Here is an 18,611-nt window from a genome sequence, read left to right as displayed (position 1 = left end):
AGAATGATCAGAGATACCTCGGGGCAGGATATACAACTCACCGCCCCGCCCGCCTGGAAGAAACCGCGCAACCTCAAAGTCGCCGCCGGACTGCTGCTGGCCGGTGCTTTTCTCACCTGGGGTGTGTCCGCGTGGCAGAGCACCAGCTCCGTGGACGCAAGCCTGTCGCTGTCCCAAGTGAATATCGCCCAGGTAAAGCGCGGCGACCTGGTGCGCGACCTGGTCGTGCAGGGCAAAGTGGTTGCGGCCAATAGCCCGACGCTTTATAGCCCGGCCCAGGGCATCGTCAAATTCGCCGTCAAGGCGGGCGACACCGTCAAGCGCGGCCAGCTGCTCGCGGAGGTGGAAAGCCCCGAACTCACCAACCAGCTCGCCCAGGAGCAGGCCAAGGTCAGCAAGCTCAGCGTGGAGCTGGAGCGGCAGAAAATCCAGGCCAAGCGCCAGAGCCTGGAAAACCGCCAGAAAGCCGACCTGGCCAAGGTCAACTTGACCGCCGCCGAGCGCGAACTGCGCCGCGCAAAGATTTCCATTGAGAAACAGATCATCTCACAGCTGGACTTTGAAAAAACCAGCGACGACCTGGCCCGCGCCAAACTGGAATACCAACAGGCCGTACAGAATGCCGACCTGGAAAAGGAATCCCTGGCATTCGACACCAAGACGCTCGAGCTACAGGTATCACAGCAGAAACTCCAGCTGGAAGAGCTGCAGCGCAAGGTCAACGAGCTGAATATTCTCTCGCCGGTCAACGGCACCGTCGGCAGCCTGACGGTGGCACAGCGCAGTGCCGTCGCCCCCAATGCTCCGCTGATGACCGTAGTCGATCTCACCAGTTTCGAACTGGAAGCCGCAGTACCGGAAAACTACGCCGACGACTTGGGACTGACCATGGCCGTGGAAATTAATCTGGGCAACAGAAAACTGCCCGGTGAGATCACAGCCATCTCGCCGGAGGTGATCGGCAACCAGGTGCTGGCGCGCGTGCGCTTCACCGACGGCCAGCCGGAAAACCTCCGCCAGAACCTGCGCCTGACCGCCCGCATTCTGCTCGAAAACCGCAGCGACGTAATACTGGTCAAGCGTGGCGCCTTCCTCGATCAGAGCGGCGGCCACTACGCGTGGAAGCTGAACGACGAGCAACAGGCCGTTCGGGTGCCGATACAGATCGGTGCTCTGGGGCTGAACCAGGTCGAGATTGTCTCCGGCCTCGAGGTGGGTGACCGCATTATCGTCTCCGCCGCCGACGAACTGAAAAACGCGCAACTGGTCGCGCTCAAACAATAATTTCGCACAAGGAACTGACGCCATGTTGAAAATGCACAATATCCGCAAGAGCTACCGCACCGACACCATCGAAACGCACGCCTTGCGTGACTTCAGTCTCGAAGTTGCCGAAGGTGAGTTTGTTTCGGTCACCGGCCCCAGCGGCTCCGGCAAAACCACCTTCCTGAATATCGCCGGGCTGCTGGAAACATCCACCGGTGGCCAGTACCTGCTCGACGGTGAAGACGTCAGCGGGCTCAACGATCGCGACCGCTCGCGCCTGCGCAACGAAAAAATCGGCTTTATCTTCCAGGGCTTTAACCTGATTCCGGACCTCAACCTGTTCGACAACATCGATGTACCGCTGCGCTATCGCGGCTTCAACGCCAAGGAGCGCCGCAAGCGTATCGAGAAGGTACTGGAACAGGTGGGCCTCGCCGCACGCGCCAAGCACCTGCCGGCACAACTGTCCGGTGGTCAGCAGCAGCGTGTCGCCATCGCCCGCGCCCTCGCCGGCGAACCGCGCTTCCTGCTCGCGGACGAACCGACCGGTAACCTGGACTCGCTGATGGCACGCCAGGTAATGGAGTTGCTGGAGTTCATTAATGAGTGGGGCACCACCATTGTCATGGTGACCCACGATCCTGATCTGGCACGCCGCGCCCACCGCAATATCCAGATCGTCGATGGACAGGTTTCCGACATGCGCAATGCCAACTCGGTAGCGGAAGCGGCAACGGCCTGAGGAGAAAGGAAATGTTCGGATATTACATATCACTCGCGCTCCGCAGCATCCGCGGCACGCCGATATTGAGCGCGCTGATGATCGCCGCCATCGCCGTCGGCGTCGGCGCGGCCATGACCACGCTGACCCTGAACCACATGATGTCGCAGAACCCGCTGGACCGTAAAGACAGCGTCCTCTATGCGGTGCAGCTGGACGGCTGGGATCCCAACGAGGCTTACGACAGCAATAACCAGATGCCCTGGCAGCTGACCTACAAGGACGCGCAGGCACTGCTGCGCTCGGATATCCCCACGCACCAGATTGCAATGCATCGCACCGGCTTTACCGTTGAAAAGGACAATTCGGATCTGCGTCCCTTCACCGCCGATACCCGTGCGACCACGCGGGATTTCTTCACACTGTTCGACGTGCCCTTCATTTACGGCGGCACCTGGAACGCCGATGCCGATAAGAGCCCGGTACAGCAGGTCGTCCTCTCCAAGGAGACCAATGACAAGCTGTTTGATGGCGAGAACAGTGTCGGCAAGAGTATCAGCCTCAATGGCGAGCCCTTCACCGTGGTCGGTGTTATCGATCACTGGAACCCGGTACCCAAGGTTTACGACCTGAACAACGGTCCCTTTAACGATTCCGAGGAACTCTACATTCCGTTCGGCCTGCACCGGCGCTTCGAAATGTACAGCTGGGGCAACACCAATGGCTGGAAGAATGACGACAGCGAAGGCTATGAGGGATTCCTGCAGAGCGAGAATATCTGGATCCAGTACTGGGTACAGCTCGACACCGCCGAGCAGGTGGAACAGTACCGGGATTTCCTCACCGGTTATATTCGCCAGCAGAAGGAACAGGGACGCTTCGAGCGCCCGCTCAAGTTCGGCCTGTCACACCCGTCTGAGTGGCTGGTGCTGAACGAGGCGCTGCGCGACGATAACCGCGTGCTGGGCTGGCTGTCCCTGGCCTTCCTGCTGGTATGCGTGGTCAATGCAGTCGCACTGTTGCTGGCGAAATTCCTGCGCAAGGCGCCGGAGGCAGGCGTGCGCCGCGCACTGGGTGCCAGCCGCAACGCCGTCTTTACCCAGCACCTGATTGAAAGCGCGTGTATCGGAATTACCGGTGGCCTGTTCGGCATACTGCTGGCCATTCTCGGCCTTCAGAGTGTCAAGCACCTGGCCATGGGCTATATCGACCAGCTGGCCTATATGGACTGGCAGATGGTGCTCGCCGCCATCGGTCTCGCCATTCTCGCGAGCCTGCTGGCCGGAGCCTATCCCGCCTGGCGCATCAGCCGCACCAATCCGTCCATTTACCTGAAAACCCAGTGAGGACAATATCATGTTGGAATTGAGACCCATGTTGTCCGCCATCTGGCGCAACAAGATTTCCGCGCTGCTGATCGCACTGCAGCTGGCCCTGACCCTTGCGATTATCAGCAATGCCGCGGTGATTGTCGGCGACCGCGCCGACAAGATGAAACGCCCTACCGGCATGGCGGTGGATGACATCATTTCACTGACGTTCCTGGCTATTCCCCAGGATTACGACATGAGCGCTGCGGTCACCGCCGATATGGCGCTGTTGCGGGAAATGCCAGGCGTGATGGACGCGGCGCCGAGCAATCAGCTGCCGCTATCCGGCTCCGGTTCTGCCAGCGGCTATCACACCAAACCCAACGAGGAAATCGGTGGTGAGGGGGCCAACCAGTTTCAGTCCGATTCACACTTTATCAATGCATTGGGTATGAAGTTGGTTGCCGGGCGCAACTTTACCGAAGCGGATATGCATGTGGTCGGCCCCAACGACAACTACACACCGAGCATTGCCATTGTTACCCAACAGTTTGCCGACACGATGTACCCCGAAGGCAACGCACTGGGTAAATACTTCTACGGCGGTGGCGACGATCACCCGATCGAAATCGTCGGTATTGTCGAGCGCAATCTGGGTTCCTGGGTAAATTGGAACAATGCCGGCAATGTGGTCGTATTCCCGACACTCGTGGTGGGTAATTTCAAACGCTACGTGATCCGCGCCGAACCCGGCCAGCGCGACGATGTCCTGAAGCGGGTGGAAGATGTGCTGGCGGAGCGGGACCCACGCCGGGTGTTCCGCATCGAGACCATGTCCCACCATAAGGCACGCAGCTATGCCGGTGATAACACCATGGTCATGGTACTCTCCGCGGTCATGGGGCTGTTGACGTTTATCGTTGCGCTGGGCATCATCGGTCTGACCTTTTTCTGGATCAACCAGCGCCGCAAGCAGATCGGTGTACGCCGCGCTCTGGGCGCCACCCGCACTGCCATCAGCCGCTACTTCCTGCTGGAAAACCTGATCATCGCGGGCACCGGGATCGCCCTGGGGCTGGCCGCGGCACAGATTTTCAATCACATGATGGTTTCTTCCTTCAAGCAACCGCCGCTGACGTTGCCTGTCATGCTGGCCTGTGCGTTAATACTGCTCAGCGTCAGTATTGTGGCGGCACTGGTTCCGGCGCTGCGCGCAGCCAACATCTCGCCGGCCACGGCGACGCGCAGTGTTTAAAAGCACGGTACCCTGACCACGTAGAAAACGGGCGCTCGCGCCCGTTTTTTTGTTTTAGGTGATGGATTACGAATGGATAAAGTCCTGCTCATCGATGATAACCCCGGCATCCTGTCGGCACTGGAGCTGCTGCTGTCGCTGCATCACATCGACAGCGTTAGCGCCGTGACGCCGCAGGCTGGTCTGCAATTGCTGCGCGAACAGCCGGATATCAGCCTGGTGATCCAGGATATGAACTTCACCGCCGACACCACTTCCGGTGAAGAGGGGCGCGAGCTGTTTTTCGCCATCCGCGAGATAGCACCGGATCTACCCGTCATATTACTCACCGCCTGGACCCAGCTGGAAATGGCCGTGGAACTGGTCAAGGCTGGAGCTGCCGACTACCTCGGCAAACCCTGGGACGACAATAAACTGATCGCCACGGTCAAAAACCTGCTCGAACTCAGTGAACTGCAGCAGCAGCGTCGCCAGACCCAGCAAAAGGCACTGCACGCGCGCCAGCAGTTGCGCCAGCAGTTCGACCTGCAGGAGATCATCTACTGCAGCGACGCCATGCAGCAGCTGCTGGAAATGACGACCCAGATCGCGCGCTCCGATGTACCGGTGCTGATTACCGGGCCCAATGGTGCCGGCAAAGAGAAAATTGCGGATATCATCCAGGCCAACTCCGTCCTGCGCGATGGTCCCTACATCAAGGTAAACGTGGGCGCGTTGCCGGAAGAATTGATGGAGGCGGAGCTGTTCGGTGCCGAGGCCGGCGCCTATACCGGTGCGGGCAATCGCACCCGCCAGGGGCGCTTTGAAGCCGCCGACGGCGGCACCCTGTTTCTCGACGAAATCGGCGAGCTCTCCGCCAGCGGCCAGGTCAAGCTCCTGCGGGTTCTGCAAACCGGCGAATTCCAGCGTCTCGGCAGCAGTCAGACGCGCAAGGTAAAAGTGCGCGTTATCAGCGCCACCAATAGCGACCTGCCACAGCAAATTGCCGCGGGCGAATTCCGCCAGGACCTGTTTTACCGCCTGAACGTCATCGAGCTGCAAGTTCCCGCACTGCGCGAGCGCCCCGAGGATATACTCCCGCTCGCCCGGAGCTTTCTGCCCGACACCCTCGGCGATCGGAAAAAACTTTCGCCCCAGGCGCAGAGTGCGTTGACCCGCTATCACTGGCCCGGCAACGTGCGCGAACTGCAGAACACCATGCAGCGCGCCGCCCTGCTGAGTCGCAGTGAGACCATCGACGAGGAGACCCTCGCCCTACCGGTCGCTGAAGTGAGCACCAAACCAGAACTCAGCTTTGAGCCGAGTCGCGAACTGCTCGAACAGACTCTGGCCAACTGCAACGGCGTCATTGCACAAGCAGCGCGTGAGCTCGGCATCAGCCGTCAGGCACTGTATCGCCGCCTCGACAAATACGGCATTCCCTATTGAGGTCACCGATGTCCGGCAAACTGTCCCTGGAAGCCCGTATCGTTGCGGTATCGCTATTGGCGGTTGCCGTCGGCACTTCACTGCCCTACGCACTGACCGAGCTGGGCACAGAGCCGAAGCTGGCGTGGAGCGGTGGTCTGCTGCTATCCGCAATCGCCGTCATACTGCTGCTCCGTACGATCACCGGGCCACTGAACCGCGCCCTCGGCACCCTCGAAAGCGGCCTGCTGAATTTTCGCGACCGCGAGTTTTCCATATCCCTCAATATCCGGCGCGCGGACGAGCTGGGCCGCATCGCGCAGCTCTACAATGAAGTCGGGGAAATCCTGCGGCGGGAACGCGCGCATATCTACCAGCGCGAACTGTTACTGGATACGGTCATCCAGAGCTCGCCGCAGGCCCTGCTGCTCGTCGACCAATCCGAGCATATCGCCTACGCCAACACCAGTGCCCGCCATTTGCTGAATCGGGGCAGGCCGCTGCAGGGATTGCGCCTGGACGAAGTACTGTCCCGCTGCCCGGCCGAGCTGGCCGACGCCATAGAACACGGTAAAGACGGTCTGTTCAGCTTCAACATCGACGACACACCGCAAACGCAGCACGTCACCAACAGCCAGTTTGTATTGAATAGCAATCGCCACCGCCTGATCCTGATTCGCGAAATGACCCGCGAACTCACCCGCGCTGAGGTGCAGGTATGGAAAAAAGTCATTCGCCTGATCAGCCACGAACTGAATAACTCACTCGCGCCCATATCTTCAATGGCCCACAGCGGCAAGATGCTATTGCGGCAGCAGGACACCGCGGATCAGGCGAATTCCGCCGACGGAAACGCAGCGCGGAACGCTGCAGCGCTGGAAAAAGTCTTCGACATTATCGGCGAGCGCTGCCAGCACCTGACCGAATTCACCCAGGGTTACGCGCGCTTTGCCAAACTGCCCCCACCCAGCTGCGAAACCGTACAGTGGCGCCAGCTGGTCGATCGGCTATCGCCACTGCAACCATTTGCCTTACAGGGTGACCTGCCCGCACGGCCCGGCTATTTCGATCCGGTACAAATGGAGCAGGCCCTGCTGAACCTGTTCAAGAATGCTGTCGAGGCCGGCAGTGATCAGACCACACTCGCCATCCGCGCCGATGCGCGCGGCCAGCAGATTACGGTGGAGGACAATGGTTGCGGCATGAACGAAAAAGTACTGCAGCAGGCCCTGCTACCCTTTTATTCCACCAAACCCCAGGGCGTCGGACTGGGCCTGGCCCTATGCCGGGAAATCGTCGATGCCCATGGCGGCAGCATCCAGCTGCACAACCGCAGTGAGGGCGGTTTGCGGATCACGCTCCAGCTGCCGTGGCCACCGGCCGAACTATAGATGCAAGAATTTGTTCCGCACAGACCCACATTTAAAAGCCTGCCCACGCCTGCAACAATCTTCCACAAAATTCCAGTAACCCAACCTCAAAAAACTGGTACAGAAGCCAATTAATTGCCACCGAACTTAGGACGGTACGTACCAGAAAATTCCTTTTTTGAAAGGTTTCTCATCTATTGGCGCATGGTTCATTGCGCATTTTCCTCCCTCACGCGTTACAGTTTTCAGGCCCGGCAACCCGCCGGTCCTCCGCGGGCTAAGGATAGCTCGACGACATCAACCAGTGCTCAGGGAGACCCCCTTCGCTGTAGTCCGCGATTTTCAGAAATTCCCAACAGGAAAATAACGAACGAGGGAAATATGTTGAAACCCCAACACTTACTTTCAGCCGGTGCCCTGGCGCTCGGGCTTTTTACGGCGACCGTACAGGCAGCTGACCGACCGGCACACAGCAGTGGACCGCTAGATCTGGCAGTCGCCAATGAAACCAAGCTCATGGAAATGCTCAGGGCCTCGGGACGCATCGGGGAGAATGCGACCCTGCCGGAGGCAGAGCAGATACTGCGGGACTACCTGAAAGCGCGCGCAAAACAAGCGAAAACGCAAACCCACGACCTTTCCGACGAATCCGTACAGTTGCTGACCAATGCGCACGGCAATTCGATGAACCTCTCCCTGCAAAATGGGCGAGGCAACAAACTGGGCGCCGCCAAGAAAGGCGCACCCGCTCCGCTGCAGCCGGAATCCTACGACGGCGGAGCCCACACCGCGCGAATCCTCGCGATCCTGATGGAATTCCCCGATTTCCCCCACAACAGCATCCAGCCCGGGGAATCCGATATGTACTACGCGGATTACACGCCGGAACACTATACCGACCTGCTGTTTTCCAAGAGCGGTTTCGCCGGCCCGAACGGTGAAAGCCTGATTTCCATGGAGCAGTACTACTGGCAGCAGTCCGGCAACAGCTACACCGTCGACGGTGCCGTGGCCGGCTGGTATATGGCCAGCCAGCCCGCCGCCTTCTACGGCAATAATGTGAATGGCGATGCGCGTGCGCTGGTGCGCGAAGCGCTGGTAGCCGCGGCCGCCGATCCCTCCGTCGACCTGTCCGACTTCGATATTGAGGATCGCTACGACCTGGATGGTGACGGCAACTTCTGGGAACCGGACGGCCTCGTCGACCACGTACTGATCATTCACTCCTCCGTGGGCGAGGAGGCCGGTGGTGGTCAGCTGGGTGAGGATGCCATCTGGGCGCACCGCTGGTCGCTAGGCAATCCATACCCCATTGCGGGCACCACGGCTGAAGTCGGTTACTGGGGTGGCCCGATGGCCGCATACGATTACACCATCCAGCCCGCCGATGCGGCCGCCGGTGTAGTCAGCCATGAATACGGTCACGACCTGGGTCTGCCCGACGAATACGACACCAACTATACCGGTCGCGGCGAACCGATTTCGTCCTGGTCGATCATGTCCAGCGGCAGCTGGGCCGGCACTATTCCCGGTGCGGAACCCACGGGTTTCTCGGCCTGGGCCAAGGAGTTCCTGCAACAGTATCACGGTGGCAACTGGCTGCAGGGTGTGACCATAGCACTCGAAGATATCCCGGCGGGAGGCGTCGAGGCACTGCTGGATCAGGCGGCGAGTAAGGGCACCAACAACGATGCCATCCGCATCGACCTGCCGATGAAGAAAAAAGTCATCACGGTTCCCACTAGCGGCCAGTACGCCTATTTCAGTGGCAGTGGCAATGCGCTCAATAACGTGATGCTGACACCCGTCGACCTGACCGGCGCCACCAGTGCCAAAGTTACCTTCAAGGCCTGGTTCGATATCGAAACCGACTGGGATTACGCGTATGTCGCTGTCGATGATGGTACTGGTAAGACGCCGATAGCCGGCAATATCTCCACGGAAATCAACCCCAATAGTCAGAACTTTGGTCACGGTATTACCGGCGCTTCCGGCGGCTGGGTCGATGCGGAGTTTGACCTGAGCGCCTACGCCGGCCAACAGGTCAACTTGGTCTTCTCCTACTGGACCGACGGCTATGTGGCCAATCCCGGTTTCTACGCCGACGATATCCAGATCACGGTGGACAATGACGTTGCCCTTGCCGATGACGCCGAGAGTGAAGGTGCCTTTATTCTGGATGGATTTACCCGCAATGTCGGTTACACCATGAACGACCACCACTACCTGCTCGAGTGGCGAGCACACGCCGGTGTCGACATGGGTCTGAAACACATCAATGTCGCCGGGCAAATGTTCCCGTTCAATGAAGGACTGGTGATCTGGTATGCCGATGAGGGCTACGAGAACAACTGGGTCGGCATTCACCCGGGCAACGGGTTCCTCGGCGTCGTCGATGCCGACCAGCATGTGAATACCTGGAACGACAATGCTGTGGCGTCGACCCGCTATCAGATTCACGATGCCGCCTTCGGTGTCGACAAGGCAGACAAGTCGATTCTCGACCTGCTCGACGGTTACGGGCTGCTACTGCGCGACTTTTACACCAAGCGCAACCCGGTATTCGACGACAGCGCCGATTACAGTAACGGCGCCATTCCCGATGCCGGTCGGGCCATCACGTCTTACGGCCTGAAAGTCCGTGTTGTCGCCCAGAGTGACGACAAATCAGTTGGCAAGATACTGCTGTATCGTTAACCGGTAATCTCACCTGCAACGCGGGCAGCGCACACTGCGCTGTCCGCGAAGCGCTCCCCCACTACCCCTCCGGTCAATTTCCCGCACGGCACGATTTCGCACACGCAAGAATGCGAGTGATTCTCGATTGCAATCAGGTATTTTTTTACTGGCTTCGGCAGCCTTGAACTAACCTGAAAAGCGAATGCAGCGGTTACACGGCCATTGCGCAACCAGAAATTTCATGAGGAAGAACCGCCATGAGCAAGCGGAATCGGGATTTGAAACGTCGCGAGTTTCTCAAGCTCGCGGGCTGCTCACTTGCACTGATACCGGTCGCACTGATCGCCACGGATCGCGCCACCGCACAGAGCAAAGTGAGCAAGGAGACAGTGAAGTACCAGGACACCCCAAAAGACGGCCACAAGTGCGTGGATTGCCAGTTCTTCCAGGCGCCCAACGCGTGTCAGCTGGTCGAGGGCACTATCAGCCCCGACGGCTGGTGTAGCCTGTTCGCACCCAAGCAGTCCTGATTGATCGCGATGACCGCGGCAGCAGCGGTTACGCTGATACCCGCTGCTCGCCGCGCAGTTTGTTGACATCCGCACGCGGCGGCGCGCCGAACAAGCGGCTGTACTCGCGACTGAATTGCGACGGGCTCTCGTAGCCGACGCGATAGCTCGCCGACGCGGCCTCCAGCCCTTCACTCAGCATCAACCGCCGCGCCTCGTGCAAGCGCAGTTTCTTCTGGAACTGCAGCGGCGACATGCGGGTGACCTGCTTGAAGCTGTGGTAGAGCGATGACTCGCTCATGTTGGCCCGCTCCGCCAATTCACCAATACGCAGCGGTTCAGTGAAGCGGTCCTTGAGTACGGCGATCACCCGCGAAACCCGGTTCGCCTGGCTGTCCACCATGGCGAACTTGCGCATGCGCGGCCCCATTTCTCCCATCAGCGCACGATAGAGAATTTCCCGGCGTGCCAGCGGTGCGAGGATCTGTGCATCCGCCGGCGTATCCAACAGGGATACCAGGCGTCTCACTGCGTTCAGCATGCCCGCATCCATCTGCGCGACGCACAATCCACAGGACAGCTCCCGGCAGGGCGCTTCCGCATCCAGATAGGGCGCCTTGTCACCGAGTTCAATTACCAGATCAGTCACTTCCTGGGGATCGACCGTCAGCTTTATCGCCAGGTAGGGCTCTTCCGGTGTTGCCTGCATCACGTGACCGACCACGGGCAGGTGCACATTAGAAGCGAGATAGCTGAGCGGCCCATAGACGATTTCCCGATCTCCCAGCTGCAGGGTCTTGCTGCCCTGCACGATAAATCCCATCGAGGGCTCGTAGACGCTGGAGACACAACTGGAACTCTCGTCTGCCCGTCCCAGTGCGACGCCGGGCAGCGCCGTCTCCTGCAGGCCGGTTTCCGGCGCACTGCGCAGGATGACATCCGCGAGCGCAACTCGCTCGCGCTCCAGTACCGCACTACGATCAGTAGTCACCTGTTCGTTCAACATTGTCACCCTCCCCGAGACTGGCGGTGTAGCGTCTGTAACAGACGCGGGCTGATTAATACGAAGGAGGCAGTATACGGAGTTTTAGGCAACCGCCTTATACTTTTGCAGAATTAGGCAATCAACACGTAGTTATAAGCAACTGTTTACGATTTTGCCAGACTGAGTAACCGCAACGCCTGCAGCGCAATGACCGACTATTTTCGAATAGTGCCTGAGACCACCCCCCACCTGCAAAATTCCACGCTCCTCTCCCAAAGACCAGACAGTCCGCAGAATCAGGCAATCAACGCACAGTAACCGGATACCGCCCCAGCCCCCGCCACCGTTAGGGTACTCGTCCACTGGGAGAGCCAGATTTCGAGCCGACGGCTCTCCCCCCAAACGAGGAAGCACAAACGTTATGGCAAGAATCCGCACTTTTTCGCTGATCACGATCGCGCTGCTACTGGCCGGCTGCGGCAGTGACGAGTCGCGCAGCCACCCGACATCGCCGCCGGCGGTGGAGGTCGCCGAAGTAATCGCAGAACCGACGACCCTGTGGAATGGATTCACCGGGCGCGTGGTCGCCCCGGAAACGGTGGATCTGCGCCCGCGGGTCAGCGGCTATATTGAGGACGTGCAGTTCACCGAGGGCGAGCTGGTGAAGCGCGGCGACGTGCTGTTCACCATCGACCCGCGCCCATATCGCGCGCGTGAAAAAGCCGCAGCGGCGGAACTGGCCAGCGCCCGCAGTCAGCTCGTGCTCGCCGAAAGCCAGGCCGAGCGAGCGCGACAACTACTACACAGTCGCGCGATATCACGCGAGGAGTTCGATCGCCGCAACGCCAACCGCGATGCCGCCCGCGCTGCCGTGGATGCGGCCGCGGCAGCACAGGAAAACGCGCAGCTGGATCTGCAGTACACGCAGGTCAAGTCACCGATTAACGGGCGCGTCGGCCGCGCCCTGGTTACTCGCGGCAACCTGGCCAGTGCTGACCAGACTCTGCTGACAACACTGGTCTCTGTCGATCCGATGTACGTCTATTTCGAGGGCGATCAGGAGACACTGGTAACCGGGCGCGATCTACTCGACAGTGATGAGCAGGTTGGGGTGCACATCGGCCTCAGCGGTGAGTCGGGCTACCCCCACCGCGGCACGCTCGACTTTGTCGACAACCGACTCAACAGCCATACCGGTACCATCCAGTTCCGCGCGGTTGTGGATAACTCCCGCGGCAGTTTTAAACCGGGGCAGTTCGCTCGAGTGGAAATGCCGATTGAAGTCCTGTCCAGCGCACTGCTCATCAATCGCAAGGCGGTATTGACCGACCAGGATCGACGCTTCGTCTATGTCGTGGATAACGACAACCACATTGTGCGCAGGGAGGTGCAGGCCGGCCCGGAGCAGGACGATCTGGTTTTGATCCGTAGTGGCCTGCAGGCTGGCGAGCGCGTCGTCGTCAACGGACTGCAGAAAATTTTTGCCGCAGGCGTAGAGGTAAATCCGCAGCTGGTGCAAATGCGCGAGCCGGATCCGGCCCGCCAGGTCGCCGGCCGCTGACCTCCGACAGATTCCCTGTTGCAGGTCGCAACTTCTCCCCCGCAAACAGACCGTAAACAGAATCGAGACAACCGCGCGGTACAGCAGTACCGCGCACAGGGTAGCGCTGTATGAACTTTTCACGTTTTTTTGTCGACCGGCCGATTTTTGCCTCGGTGTTGTCGATCATAATTTTTGTCGTAGGCCTGATCAGCATCCCGTCGCTGCCGGTCAGCGAATATCCGGAAGTAGTGCCGCCCACCGTGGCCGTCACCGCGCACTACCCCGGTGCCAACCCGAAAACCATTTCCGAAACCGTTGCCACACCGCTGGAAGAGGCGATCAACGGCGTGGAAAACATGATCTACATGAAGTCTGTCGCCGGTAGTGACGGCACCCTGTCGCTGACGGTGACCTTCAAACTGGGCACCGATCCGGACCAGGCACAGGTACAGGTGCAGAACCGCGTGTCCCAGGCGCTGCCACGACTGCCGGAAGATGTGCGTCGCCAGGGTGTGACCACGCAGAAGCAATCGCCCAACCTGATGATGGCCGTACACCTGTTGTCCCCGGACGATCGCTTCGACGCAACCTATATCCGCAACTACGCGGTGCTGCACATTCGCGATGAATTGGCGCGCATTCCCGGTGTCGGCCAGGCCGGCCTGTTCGGTTCCGGTGACTACGCCATGCGCCTGTGGATCGATCCGCAGAAAGCCGCCTCCCTGGGCGTCACCGCCGCGGACATCACCCGCGCTGTGCGCGAGCAGAATGTACAGGTGTCGGCCGGACAGATAGGCGCGCCGCCGATGCCATCCCGTTCCGATTTCCTGATCTCCATCAACGCCAAGGGACGCCTGGAAAGCACCGAGCAGTTCGGCGATATCGTGCTGAAGACCGGCGCCGACGGCGAAATTACCCATCTGCGCGATGTGGCGCGCATCGAACTGGCGTCTTCGGACGATTCGCTGCGTGCACTGCTGAACGGCCGCCAGGCGGTGGCTCTGCCAATTTTCCAGGCCCCCGGCTCCAATTCCCTCGAGGTCTCGCAAGCCGTTCGGGAAAAGATGAATGAGCTGGACGACCAATTCCCGGAAGGGCTGGACTGGGAAATCGCCTACGATCCGACGGTATTCGTCAGCACCTCAATCAAGGCCGTGATCAAGACGCTGCTGGAAGCCGTACTGCTGGTGGTACTGGTTGTGATCCTGTTCCTGCAGACCTGGCGCGCGTCGCTGATCCCGCTGCTGGCGGTACCGGTTTCCATTGTGGGCACCTTTGCGGTGTTGTACCTGCTCGGTTTTTCCATCAACACACTGACGCTATTCGGCATGGTGCTCGCCATCGGCATTGTTGTCGACGATGCCATCGTGGTCGTGGAAAACGTCGAGCGCAATATCGAGAACGGGCTCGCGCCGCTGGCTGCCGCCCACCAGGCAATGCGCGAAGTGAGCGGCCCCATCGTTGCGATCAGCCTGGTGCTCTGCGCCGTGTTCGTGCCCATGGCGTTCCTCGACGGTATTACCGGACAGTTCTACCGCCAGTTCGCCATGGCAATCGCGATTGCCACGGTAATTTCCGCCATCAATTCGCTGACGCTGTCGCCGGCGCTCGCGGCGGCTCTGCTGAAACCCCATGGCGCGAAGCCGGATCTGCCTGCGCGCATCATCGACCGGTTGTTCGGCTGGATCTTCCGTCCGTTCAACCGCTTTTTCCAGCGCAGCGCGGAAGGTTACCAGGGACTGGTCGGACGCAGCCTGGGTCGACGCGGACTCGTATTCGGTGTCTACGCCGTGCTGCTGGCAGGTACAGTCGCCCTGTTCAACCAGGTCCCGGGCGGATTTATTCCCACCCAGGATAAAACCTACCTGGTGGGTAGCATCCGCCTGCCGGAAGGCGCCTCACTGGATCGTACCGAGGCGGTCGCGCGGCGGGTCAGTGAACTTGCACTGGAGACCGACGGCGTGGCGAACGCGGCCGCATTTGTCGGCTTCAACGCACTGCAGCGCACCAATACGCCCAATGTCGGCACCGTTTTCATACTGTTCGACGACTTCAGTAAGAGAACGCGCAGCGCGCAGGAAATCGCCGCGGAGCTGAACGGCAAACTGGCACAGATCAAAGAAGGGTTTGCGGTGACATTTATGCCGCCGCCCATTTTCGGCCTCGGCGCGGGCTCCGGCTATTCGCTGTATGTACAGGACCGCACCGGCGCCGGCTACGGCGCCCTGCAAACCGCAACCAACCAGCTCGCCGGCGCCCTGAGCCAGACTCCGGGACTCAGCTACCCGTTCAGTTCCTATCAGGCCAATGTGCCGCAGCTGGATGCCGACGTGGACCGCCTGCAAGCCAAGGCGCAGGGCGTCAGCCTGGATGACCTGTTCGGCACCTTGCAGCTGTATTTCGGTTCCATGTATATCAACGACTTCAACCTGTTCGGGCGCACCTATCAGGTAGTGGCGCAGGCCGATGCGCCCTACCGCGATGAAGTCCGCGATATCGATCTGCTCTATACCCGCAACGATCGCGGCGAAATGGTGCCGATCAATACCATGGTCAAGCTGACCCGCAGCTTCGGACCGGATCCCGTGATCCGCTATAACGGCTACCCGGCGGCTGATCTCATTGGTCAGGCGAACCCCGCAGTGCTTTCATCGAGCCAGGCGCTGGCACAAGTCGAGGCCGTCGCCGGCAAAACACTGCCCAGCGGTATGAATATCGCGTGGACCGACCTCAGTTTTCAGCAGATCACCCAGGGCAATGCGGCCATGGTGGTTTTCCCGCTGGCGCTGTTGCTGGTCTTCCTGGTACTGGCCGCACTCTACGAAAGCTGGGTACTGCCACTGGCGGTGATCCTGATCGTGCCCATGTGTCTGCTCGCTGCACTGTTCGGTGTCCGGCTGACCGGCGGCGACAACAATGTGTTCGTCCAGGTTGGACTGGTCGTACTGATGGGGCTCGCGTGTAAGAACGCGATCCTGATCGTCGAGTTTGCGCGGGAACTGGAGCAGGAGGGGCGCACAACCATGGAAGCTGCGCTGGAAGCCTGCCGCCTGCGACTGCGTCCGATCATCATGACATCCGTGGCCTTTATTGCCGGCGTGGTACCGCTGGTATTCGCCCACGGTGCCGGCAGCGAAGTGCGTAACGCCATGGGTATCACGGTATTTACCGGCATGATCGGCGTGACCCTGTTCGGGCTGCTGCTGACACCGGTGTTTTATGTCGCATTGCGCAAGCTGTCCGGTGCCGGGCAGCGACACAGTGAAGTCTCAGCCGACGAAGCGGCGCCCAAGGCCATCGCAGAAATACAGTAACGCCTGTCACCCCCGTTGAATCCGGTACCGATCGCGAGATCCGTGCCGGATTTTTTTGCACAGTCGCACGCGCCTCGTATGGGCATCCTGCAAACGCGTCTTATCCGGGCACTCCGGTATTTCTAGAAGGAGTTGCGGAGCCACTCAGCCGCGGTGGCGGGCCGCAGGTACAACGAGTATAAAAAGGCGGGTAACCAGCGCCAGCGGTATACAGACCATCAGGATGATCAACCCGAGCAGCCCGCGCATCAGGTCGCTGCCCTCCTCGTGCAATTCATCCCTGTCGGCGAGATAGGCGTTGAAACAGTGATCGGGGCCATCGATAGGTAGAAAGGTCAAATCGATTACGCGCTGCATGCACTGCCACCAGGGTTTTAGCGGTGTCTCTGCAACGCGGGCAAAATAGCCGGTGCGGGCGGAAATGGTCGCGTCCGGGTTACCCCCGGCAATGGCGTTGCCCAACTGGTCAATCGCCACCAGTACGCCGCGCAACCATCGCATTCCGCCTCCTCGACCGGCATTATTGCCGGAATCATTTATCGCTCGGCAGGCCCTCGAAGAAATCTACGGCGCCGGTTTCCAGCGAGTACTCTGCGCCGACAATCAGCAATCCATCCTTTTCCACCAGCTCCTCGAGGATCTGCGAACCATAGCGCAGCTGTTTGGCCGACGCGCGGATATTGGCACGCACCGCGCGCTCCACCAGCTGCTCGCCGGTATCCGCGGGCGCTGACTCCACCAGGGGCTCGATCGACGGGCGAATGCGATCAACGATGGAGCGCAGGTTCGGCGAGCGGTTCTCCTGTGGGCGCTTTAGTTCGTCGAGGGTGGCCTGAATGGCGCCGCAATTAGAGTGCCCCAGTACGACCACCAGACGGGTGCCGAAGGCTTCGGCCGCGAATTCGACACTGCCGATCTGCGATGGCGCCACCACATTGCCGGCCACGCGGATAACGAACAGGTCTCCCAGCCCCTGATCGAAGACGAGCTCCGCAGGCACACGGGAGTCGGAACAGCCGAGAATGATCGCAAAAGGCGCCTGCCCTGCCACCAGTTCGCGGCGTTTTTCCGACGCGGTGTCCTGCTCCTGACGACCGGCGACAAATCGCCGGTTACCTTCAATCAGCCGCTGCAGTGATTCCTGTGCTGACAACATTTCACTCCACCTCTCGAATATCCTGACAATTCCTATGGTCATTGCCTTGCGTGTTTCCGCTCATCGAGCCCGCTGAAACGACCACCAATATTTTGCTGCACGTCGACGTCGTCGACCAGGTTTATACGCAACCACATAGTTAACCGGATCATCGCTATTGAACCGCACGCGCGGCCAATACAGATGTCTGCTCATTTTACCAAAGCTCCGCCGACGATCACGGAAACAACGCTCAGATTTCGCGCCGGAAAATGTTGCCGGACCAGCACCGGGTAATGTGCGATTCAATAAAAGAAATGCCCGGCGGAGCCGGGCAGTGAGCAGGAGAGTAAGAGGAAATCTAAAACGACTGACGCCTGGTAGCCGGTCAGTCAAAATCAGCTAGACGGAGCGACAGCGCAGATTCGGTGAATACATCCAGCAGTCGGCGCCCGCGGGACAATCCGCTTCCTGATATTCGGGCACGGTGTCGCTCGGGCAGATGCCCGGTCGCGCTGCAGTGCACCAACTACCGGTATCCAGCTGATAACAGGCGGCACTCATCGTCGAGCACTGCGCGAGATCCAGAATTTCGCTATCGCCGGCCAGGCATTGGCGCGGGAACGCCTGCACCTCTTGCAGTGGTACCGTGCGCTGGCTGACATAATATTGGGGCGTGCCGCGCAGATCGCACCAGAAGCCGTCCATTCCGGCACAGCCACCGAGCAGGCACGAGGTAATGAGTGCAACAATCAGCAGATTATTTTTCATAGACAATACAACGCTTGCCACCTGAGATTTCGTAACACTGCGCCGTTGAGGGGCAGATGGAGCCGGGCGCCAGCTCTTCCGCATCGGCCGGACAGGCCGATGAGTAATTGGCTTTCTGCGTGCTGGGTTGCGCGGCGGGCGCACGATACTGGGGGGCCGCCCGATATTCGGCCGCACGCGGTACTGGCGGGCTGTAAGGATAGACCACATCATCGCGGGTATCGGCAACTCCGCAGCCACCGAACAAGATCGGCGCAGTAATGGCGGCGAAAACAAAGATACGATTGCGCATGGGGCTTTCCTCTTTCAGGTTCGCGTGTACCGGGAATGCATCAAACGTCACTAA

At 59.8% G+C, this 18,611-nt stretch carries 15 protein-coding genes; 10 read left to right on the top strand and 5 right to left on the bottom strand.

Features of this window, described 5'->3' with window-relative positions; all coding sequences use genetic code 11:
• Positions 1-3 precede the first annotated feature (3 nt).
• From IG168_RS14135 to IG168_RS14100, 8 genes are all read left to right on the top strand, one after another.
• A complete protein-coding gene (locus IG168_RS14135; RefSeq protein WP_193165054.1) occupies positions 4-1,284 on the top strand; it encodes an efflux RND transporter periplasmic adaptor subunit in 1,281 nt (426 codons plus the stop codon).
• A gap of 22 nt (positions 1,285-1,306) precedes the next feature.
• Positions 1,307-2,008 (top strand): ABC transporter ATP-binding protein, encoded by a 702-nt coding sequence (locus IG168_RS14130; RefSeq protein WP_193165053.1) that lies wholly within the window; start codon positions 1,307-1,309, stop codon positions 2,006-2,008.
• An 11-nt stretch (positions 2,009-2,019) separates the two neighbouring features.
• A complete protein-coding gene (locus tag IG168_RS14125) occupies positions 2,020-3,333 on the top strand; it encodes an ABC transporter permease (RefSeq protein ID WP_193165052.1) in 1,314 nt (437 codons plus the stop codon).
• 10 nt (positions 3,334-3,343) lie between these two features.
• A complete protein-coding gene (locus IG168_RS14120) occupies positions 3,344-4,552 on the top strand; it encodes an ABC transporter permease (RefSeq protein ID WP_193165051.1) in 1,209 nt (402 codons plus the stop codon).
• Positions 4,553-4,624: 72 nt separating this feature from the next.
• Positions 4,625-5,980 carry a sigma-54-dependent transcriptional regulator gene (locus IG168_RS14115; RefSeq protein ID WP_193165050.1) on the top strand — a complete coding sequence of 452 codons (1,356 nt, stop codon included), beginning with the start codon at positions 4,625-4,627 and terminating at the stop codon, positions 5,978-5,980.
• An 8-nt stretch (positions 5,981-5,988) separates the two neighbouring features.
• A complete protein-coding gene (locus IG168_RS14110; protein ID WP_193165049.1) occupies positions 5,989-7,350 on the top strand; it encodes a sensor histidine kinase in 1,362 nt (453 codons plus the stop codon).
• A gap of 360 nt (positions 7,351-7,710) precedes the next feature.
• On the top strand, positions 7,711-10,026 hold the full coding sequence (locus tag IG168_RS14105; protein ID WP_193165048.1) for an immune inhibitor A domain-containing protein: 2,316 nt from the start codon (positions 7,711-7,713) through the stop codon (positions 10,024-10,026).
• 239 nt (positions 10,027-10,265) lie between these two features.
• Positions 10,266-10,538 (top strand): high-potential iron-sulfur protein, encoded by a 273-nt coding sequence (locus IG168_RS14100; RefSeq protein WP_193165047.1) that lies wholly within the window; start codon positions 10,266-10,268, stop codon positions 10,536-10,538.
• Positions 10,539-10,566: 28 nt separating this feature from the next.
• Here the strand turns inward: IG168_RS14100 and IG168_RS14095 are convergent, their stop codons facing one another.
• Complete coding sequence (locus tag IG168_RS14095) at positions 10,567-11,523, bottom strand: AraC family transcriptional regulator (RefSeq protein WP_193165046.1); 957 nt, start codon at positions 11,521-11,523, stop codon at positions 10,567-10,569.
• 400 nt (positions 11,524-11,923) lie between these two features.
• Between IG168_RS14095 and IG168_RS14090 the strand changes: the two genes are divergently transcribed.
• Complete coding sequence (locus IG168_RS14090; RefSeq protein ID WP_193165045.1) at positions 11,924-13,063, top strand: efflux RND transporter periplasmic adaptor subunit; 1,140 nt, start codon at positions 11,924-11,926, stop codon at positions 13,061-13,063.
• 110 nt (positions 13,064-13,173) lie between these two features.
• Positions 13,174-16,359 carry an efflux RND transporter permease subunit gene (locus IG168_RS14085; protein WP_193165044.1) on the top strand — a complete coding sequence of 1,062 codons (3,186 nt, stop codon included), beginning with the start codon at positions 13,174-13,176 and terminating at the stop codon, positions 16,357-16,359.
• 144 nt (positions 16,360-16,503) lie between these two features.
• Here the strand turns inward: IG168_RS14085 and IG168_RS14080 are convergent, their stop codons facing one another.
• The 4 genes from IG168_RS14080 to IG168_RS14065 all read right to left on the bottom strand — a co-directional run bounded on the left by IG168_RS14080 (position 16,504) and on the right by IG168_RS14065 (position 18,557).
• Positions 16,504-16,860 carry a hypothetical protein gene (locus tag IG168_RS14080; RefSeq protein WP_193165043.1) on the bottom strand — a complete coding sequence of 119 codons (357 nt, stop codon included), beginning with the start codon at positions 16,858-16,860 and terminating at the stop codon, positions 16,504-16,506.
• A gap of 31 nt (positions 16,861-16,891) precedes the next feature.
• A complete protein-coding gene (locus IG168_RS14075; protein WP_193165042.1) occupies positions 16,892-17,515 on the bottom strand; it encodes a carbonic anhydrase in 624 nt (207 codons plus the stop codon).
• Between the two features lie 381 nt (positions 17,516-17,896).
• Positions 17,897-18,265, bottom strand: a complete 369-nt coding sequence (locus IG168_RS14070; protein ID WP_193165041.1) for a hypothetical protein — start codon at positions 18,263-18,265, stop codon at positions 17,897-17,899.
• The gene (locus tag IG168_RS14065; protein ID WP_193165040.1) at positions 18,255-18,557 is read right to left on the bottom strand and encodes a hypothetical protein; all 303 of its coding nucleotides are present in this window, start codon (positions 18,555-18,557) and stop codon (positions 18,255-18,257) included. Before IG168_RS14065 ends, IG168_RS14070 begins: the two co-directional genes overlap by 11 nt.
• Between the last annotated feature and the right edge of the window lie 54 nt (positions 18,558-18,611).

This window comes from Microbulbifer hainanensis (assembly GCF_014904735.1).
Taxonomy (GTDB): domain Bacteria; phylum Pseudomonadota; class Gammaproteobacteria; order Pseudomonadales; family Cellvibrionaceae; genus Microbulbifer; species Microbulbifer hainanensis.
This window is presented reverse-complemented; position numbering and strand designations above follow the sequence as displayed.

Excerpts from the sequence above, each read along its gene's own strand:
- IG168_RS14135 (WP_193165054.1), top strand. The coding sequence starts at position 4 with ATGATCAGAGATACCTCGGGGCAGGATATACAACTCACCGCCCCGCCC.
- IG168_RS14130 (WP_193165053.1), top strand. The coding sequence starts at position 1,307 with ATGTTGAAAATGCACAATATCCGCAAGAGCTACCGCACCGACACCATC.
- IG168_RS14125 (WP_193165052.1), top strand. The coding sequence starts at position 2,020 with ATGTTCGGATATTACATATCACTCGCGCTCCGCAGCATCCGCGGCACG.
- IG168_RS14120 (WP_193165051.1), top strand. The coding sequence starts at position 3,344 with ATGTTGGAATTGAGACCCATGTTGTCCGCCATCTGGCGCAACAAGATT.
- IG168_RS14115 (WP_193165050.1), top strand. The coding sequence starts at position 4,625 with ATGGATAAAGTCCTGCTCATCGATGATAACCCCGGCATCCTGTCGGCA.
- IG168_RS14110 (WP_193165049.1), top strand. The coding sequence starts at position 5,989 with ATGTCCGGCAAACTGTCCCTGGAAGCCCGTATCGTTGCGGTATCGCTA.
- IG168_RS14105 (WP_193165048.1), top strand. The coding sequence starts at position 7,711 with ATGTTGAAACCCCAACACTTACTTTCAGCCGGTGCCCTGGCGCTCGGG.
- IG168_RS14100 (WP_193165047.1), top strand. The coding sequence starts at position 10,266 with ATGAGCAAGCGGAATCGGGATTTGAAACGTCGCGAGTTTCTCAAGCTC.
- IG168_RS14095 (WP_193165046.1), bottom strand. The coding sequence starts at position 11,523 with ATGTTGAACGAACAGGTGACTACTGATCGTAGTGCGGTACTGGAGCGC.
- IG168_RS14090 (WP_193165045.1), top strand. The coding sequence starts at position 11,924 with ATGGCAAGAATCCGCACTTTTTCGCTGATCACGATCGCGCTGCTACTG.
- IG168_RS14085 (WP_193165044.1), top strand. The coding sequence starts at position 13,174 with ATGAACTTTTCACGTTTTTTTGTCGACCGGCCGATTTTTGCCTCGGTG.
- IG168_RS14080 (WP_193165043.1), bottom strand. The coding sequence starts at position 16,860 with ATGCGATGGTTGCGCGGCGTACTGGTGGCGATTGACCAGTTGGGCAAC.
- IG168_RS14075 (WP_193165042.1), bottom strand. The coding sequence starts at position 17,515 with ATGTTGTCAGCACAGGAATCACTGCAGCGGCTGATTGAAGGTAACCGG.
- IG168_RS14070 (WP_193165041.1), bottom strand. The coding sequence starts at position 18,265 with ATGAAAAATAATCTGCTGATTGTTGCACTCATTACCTCGTGCCTGCTC.
- IG168_RS14065 (WP_193165040.1), bottom strand. The coding sequence starts at position 18,557 with ATGCGCAATCGTATCTTTGTTTTCGCCGCCATTACTGCGCCGATCTTG.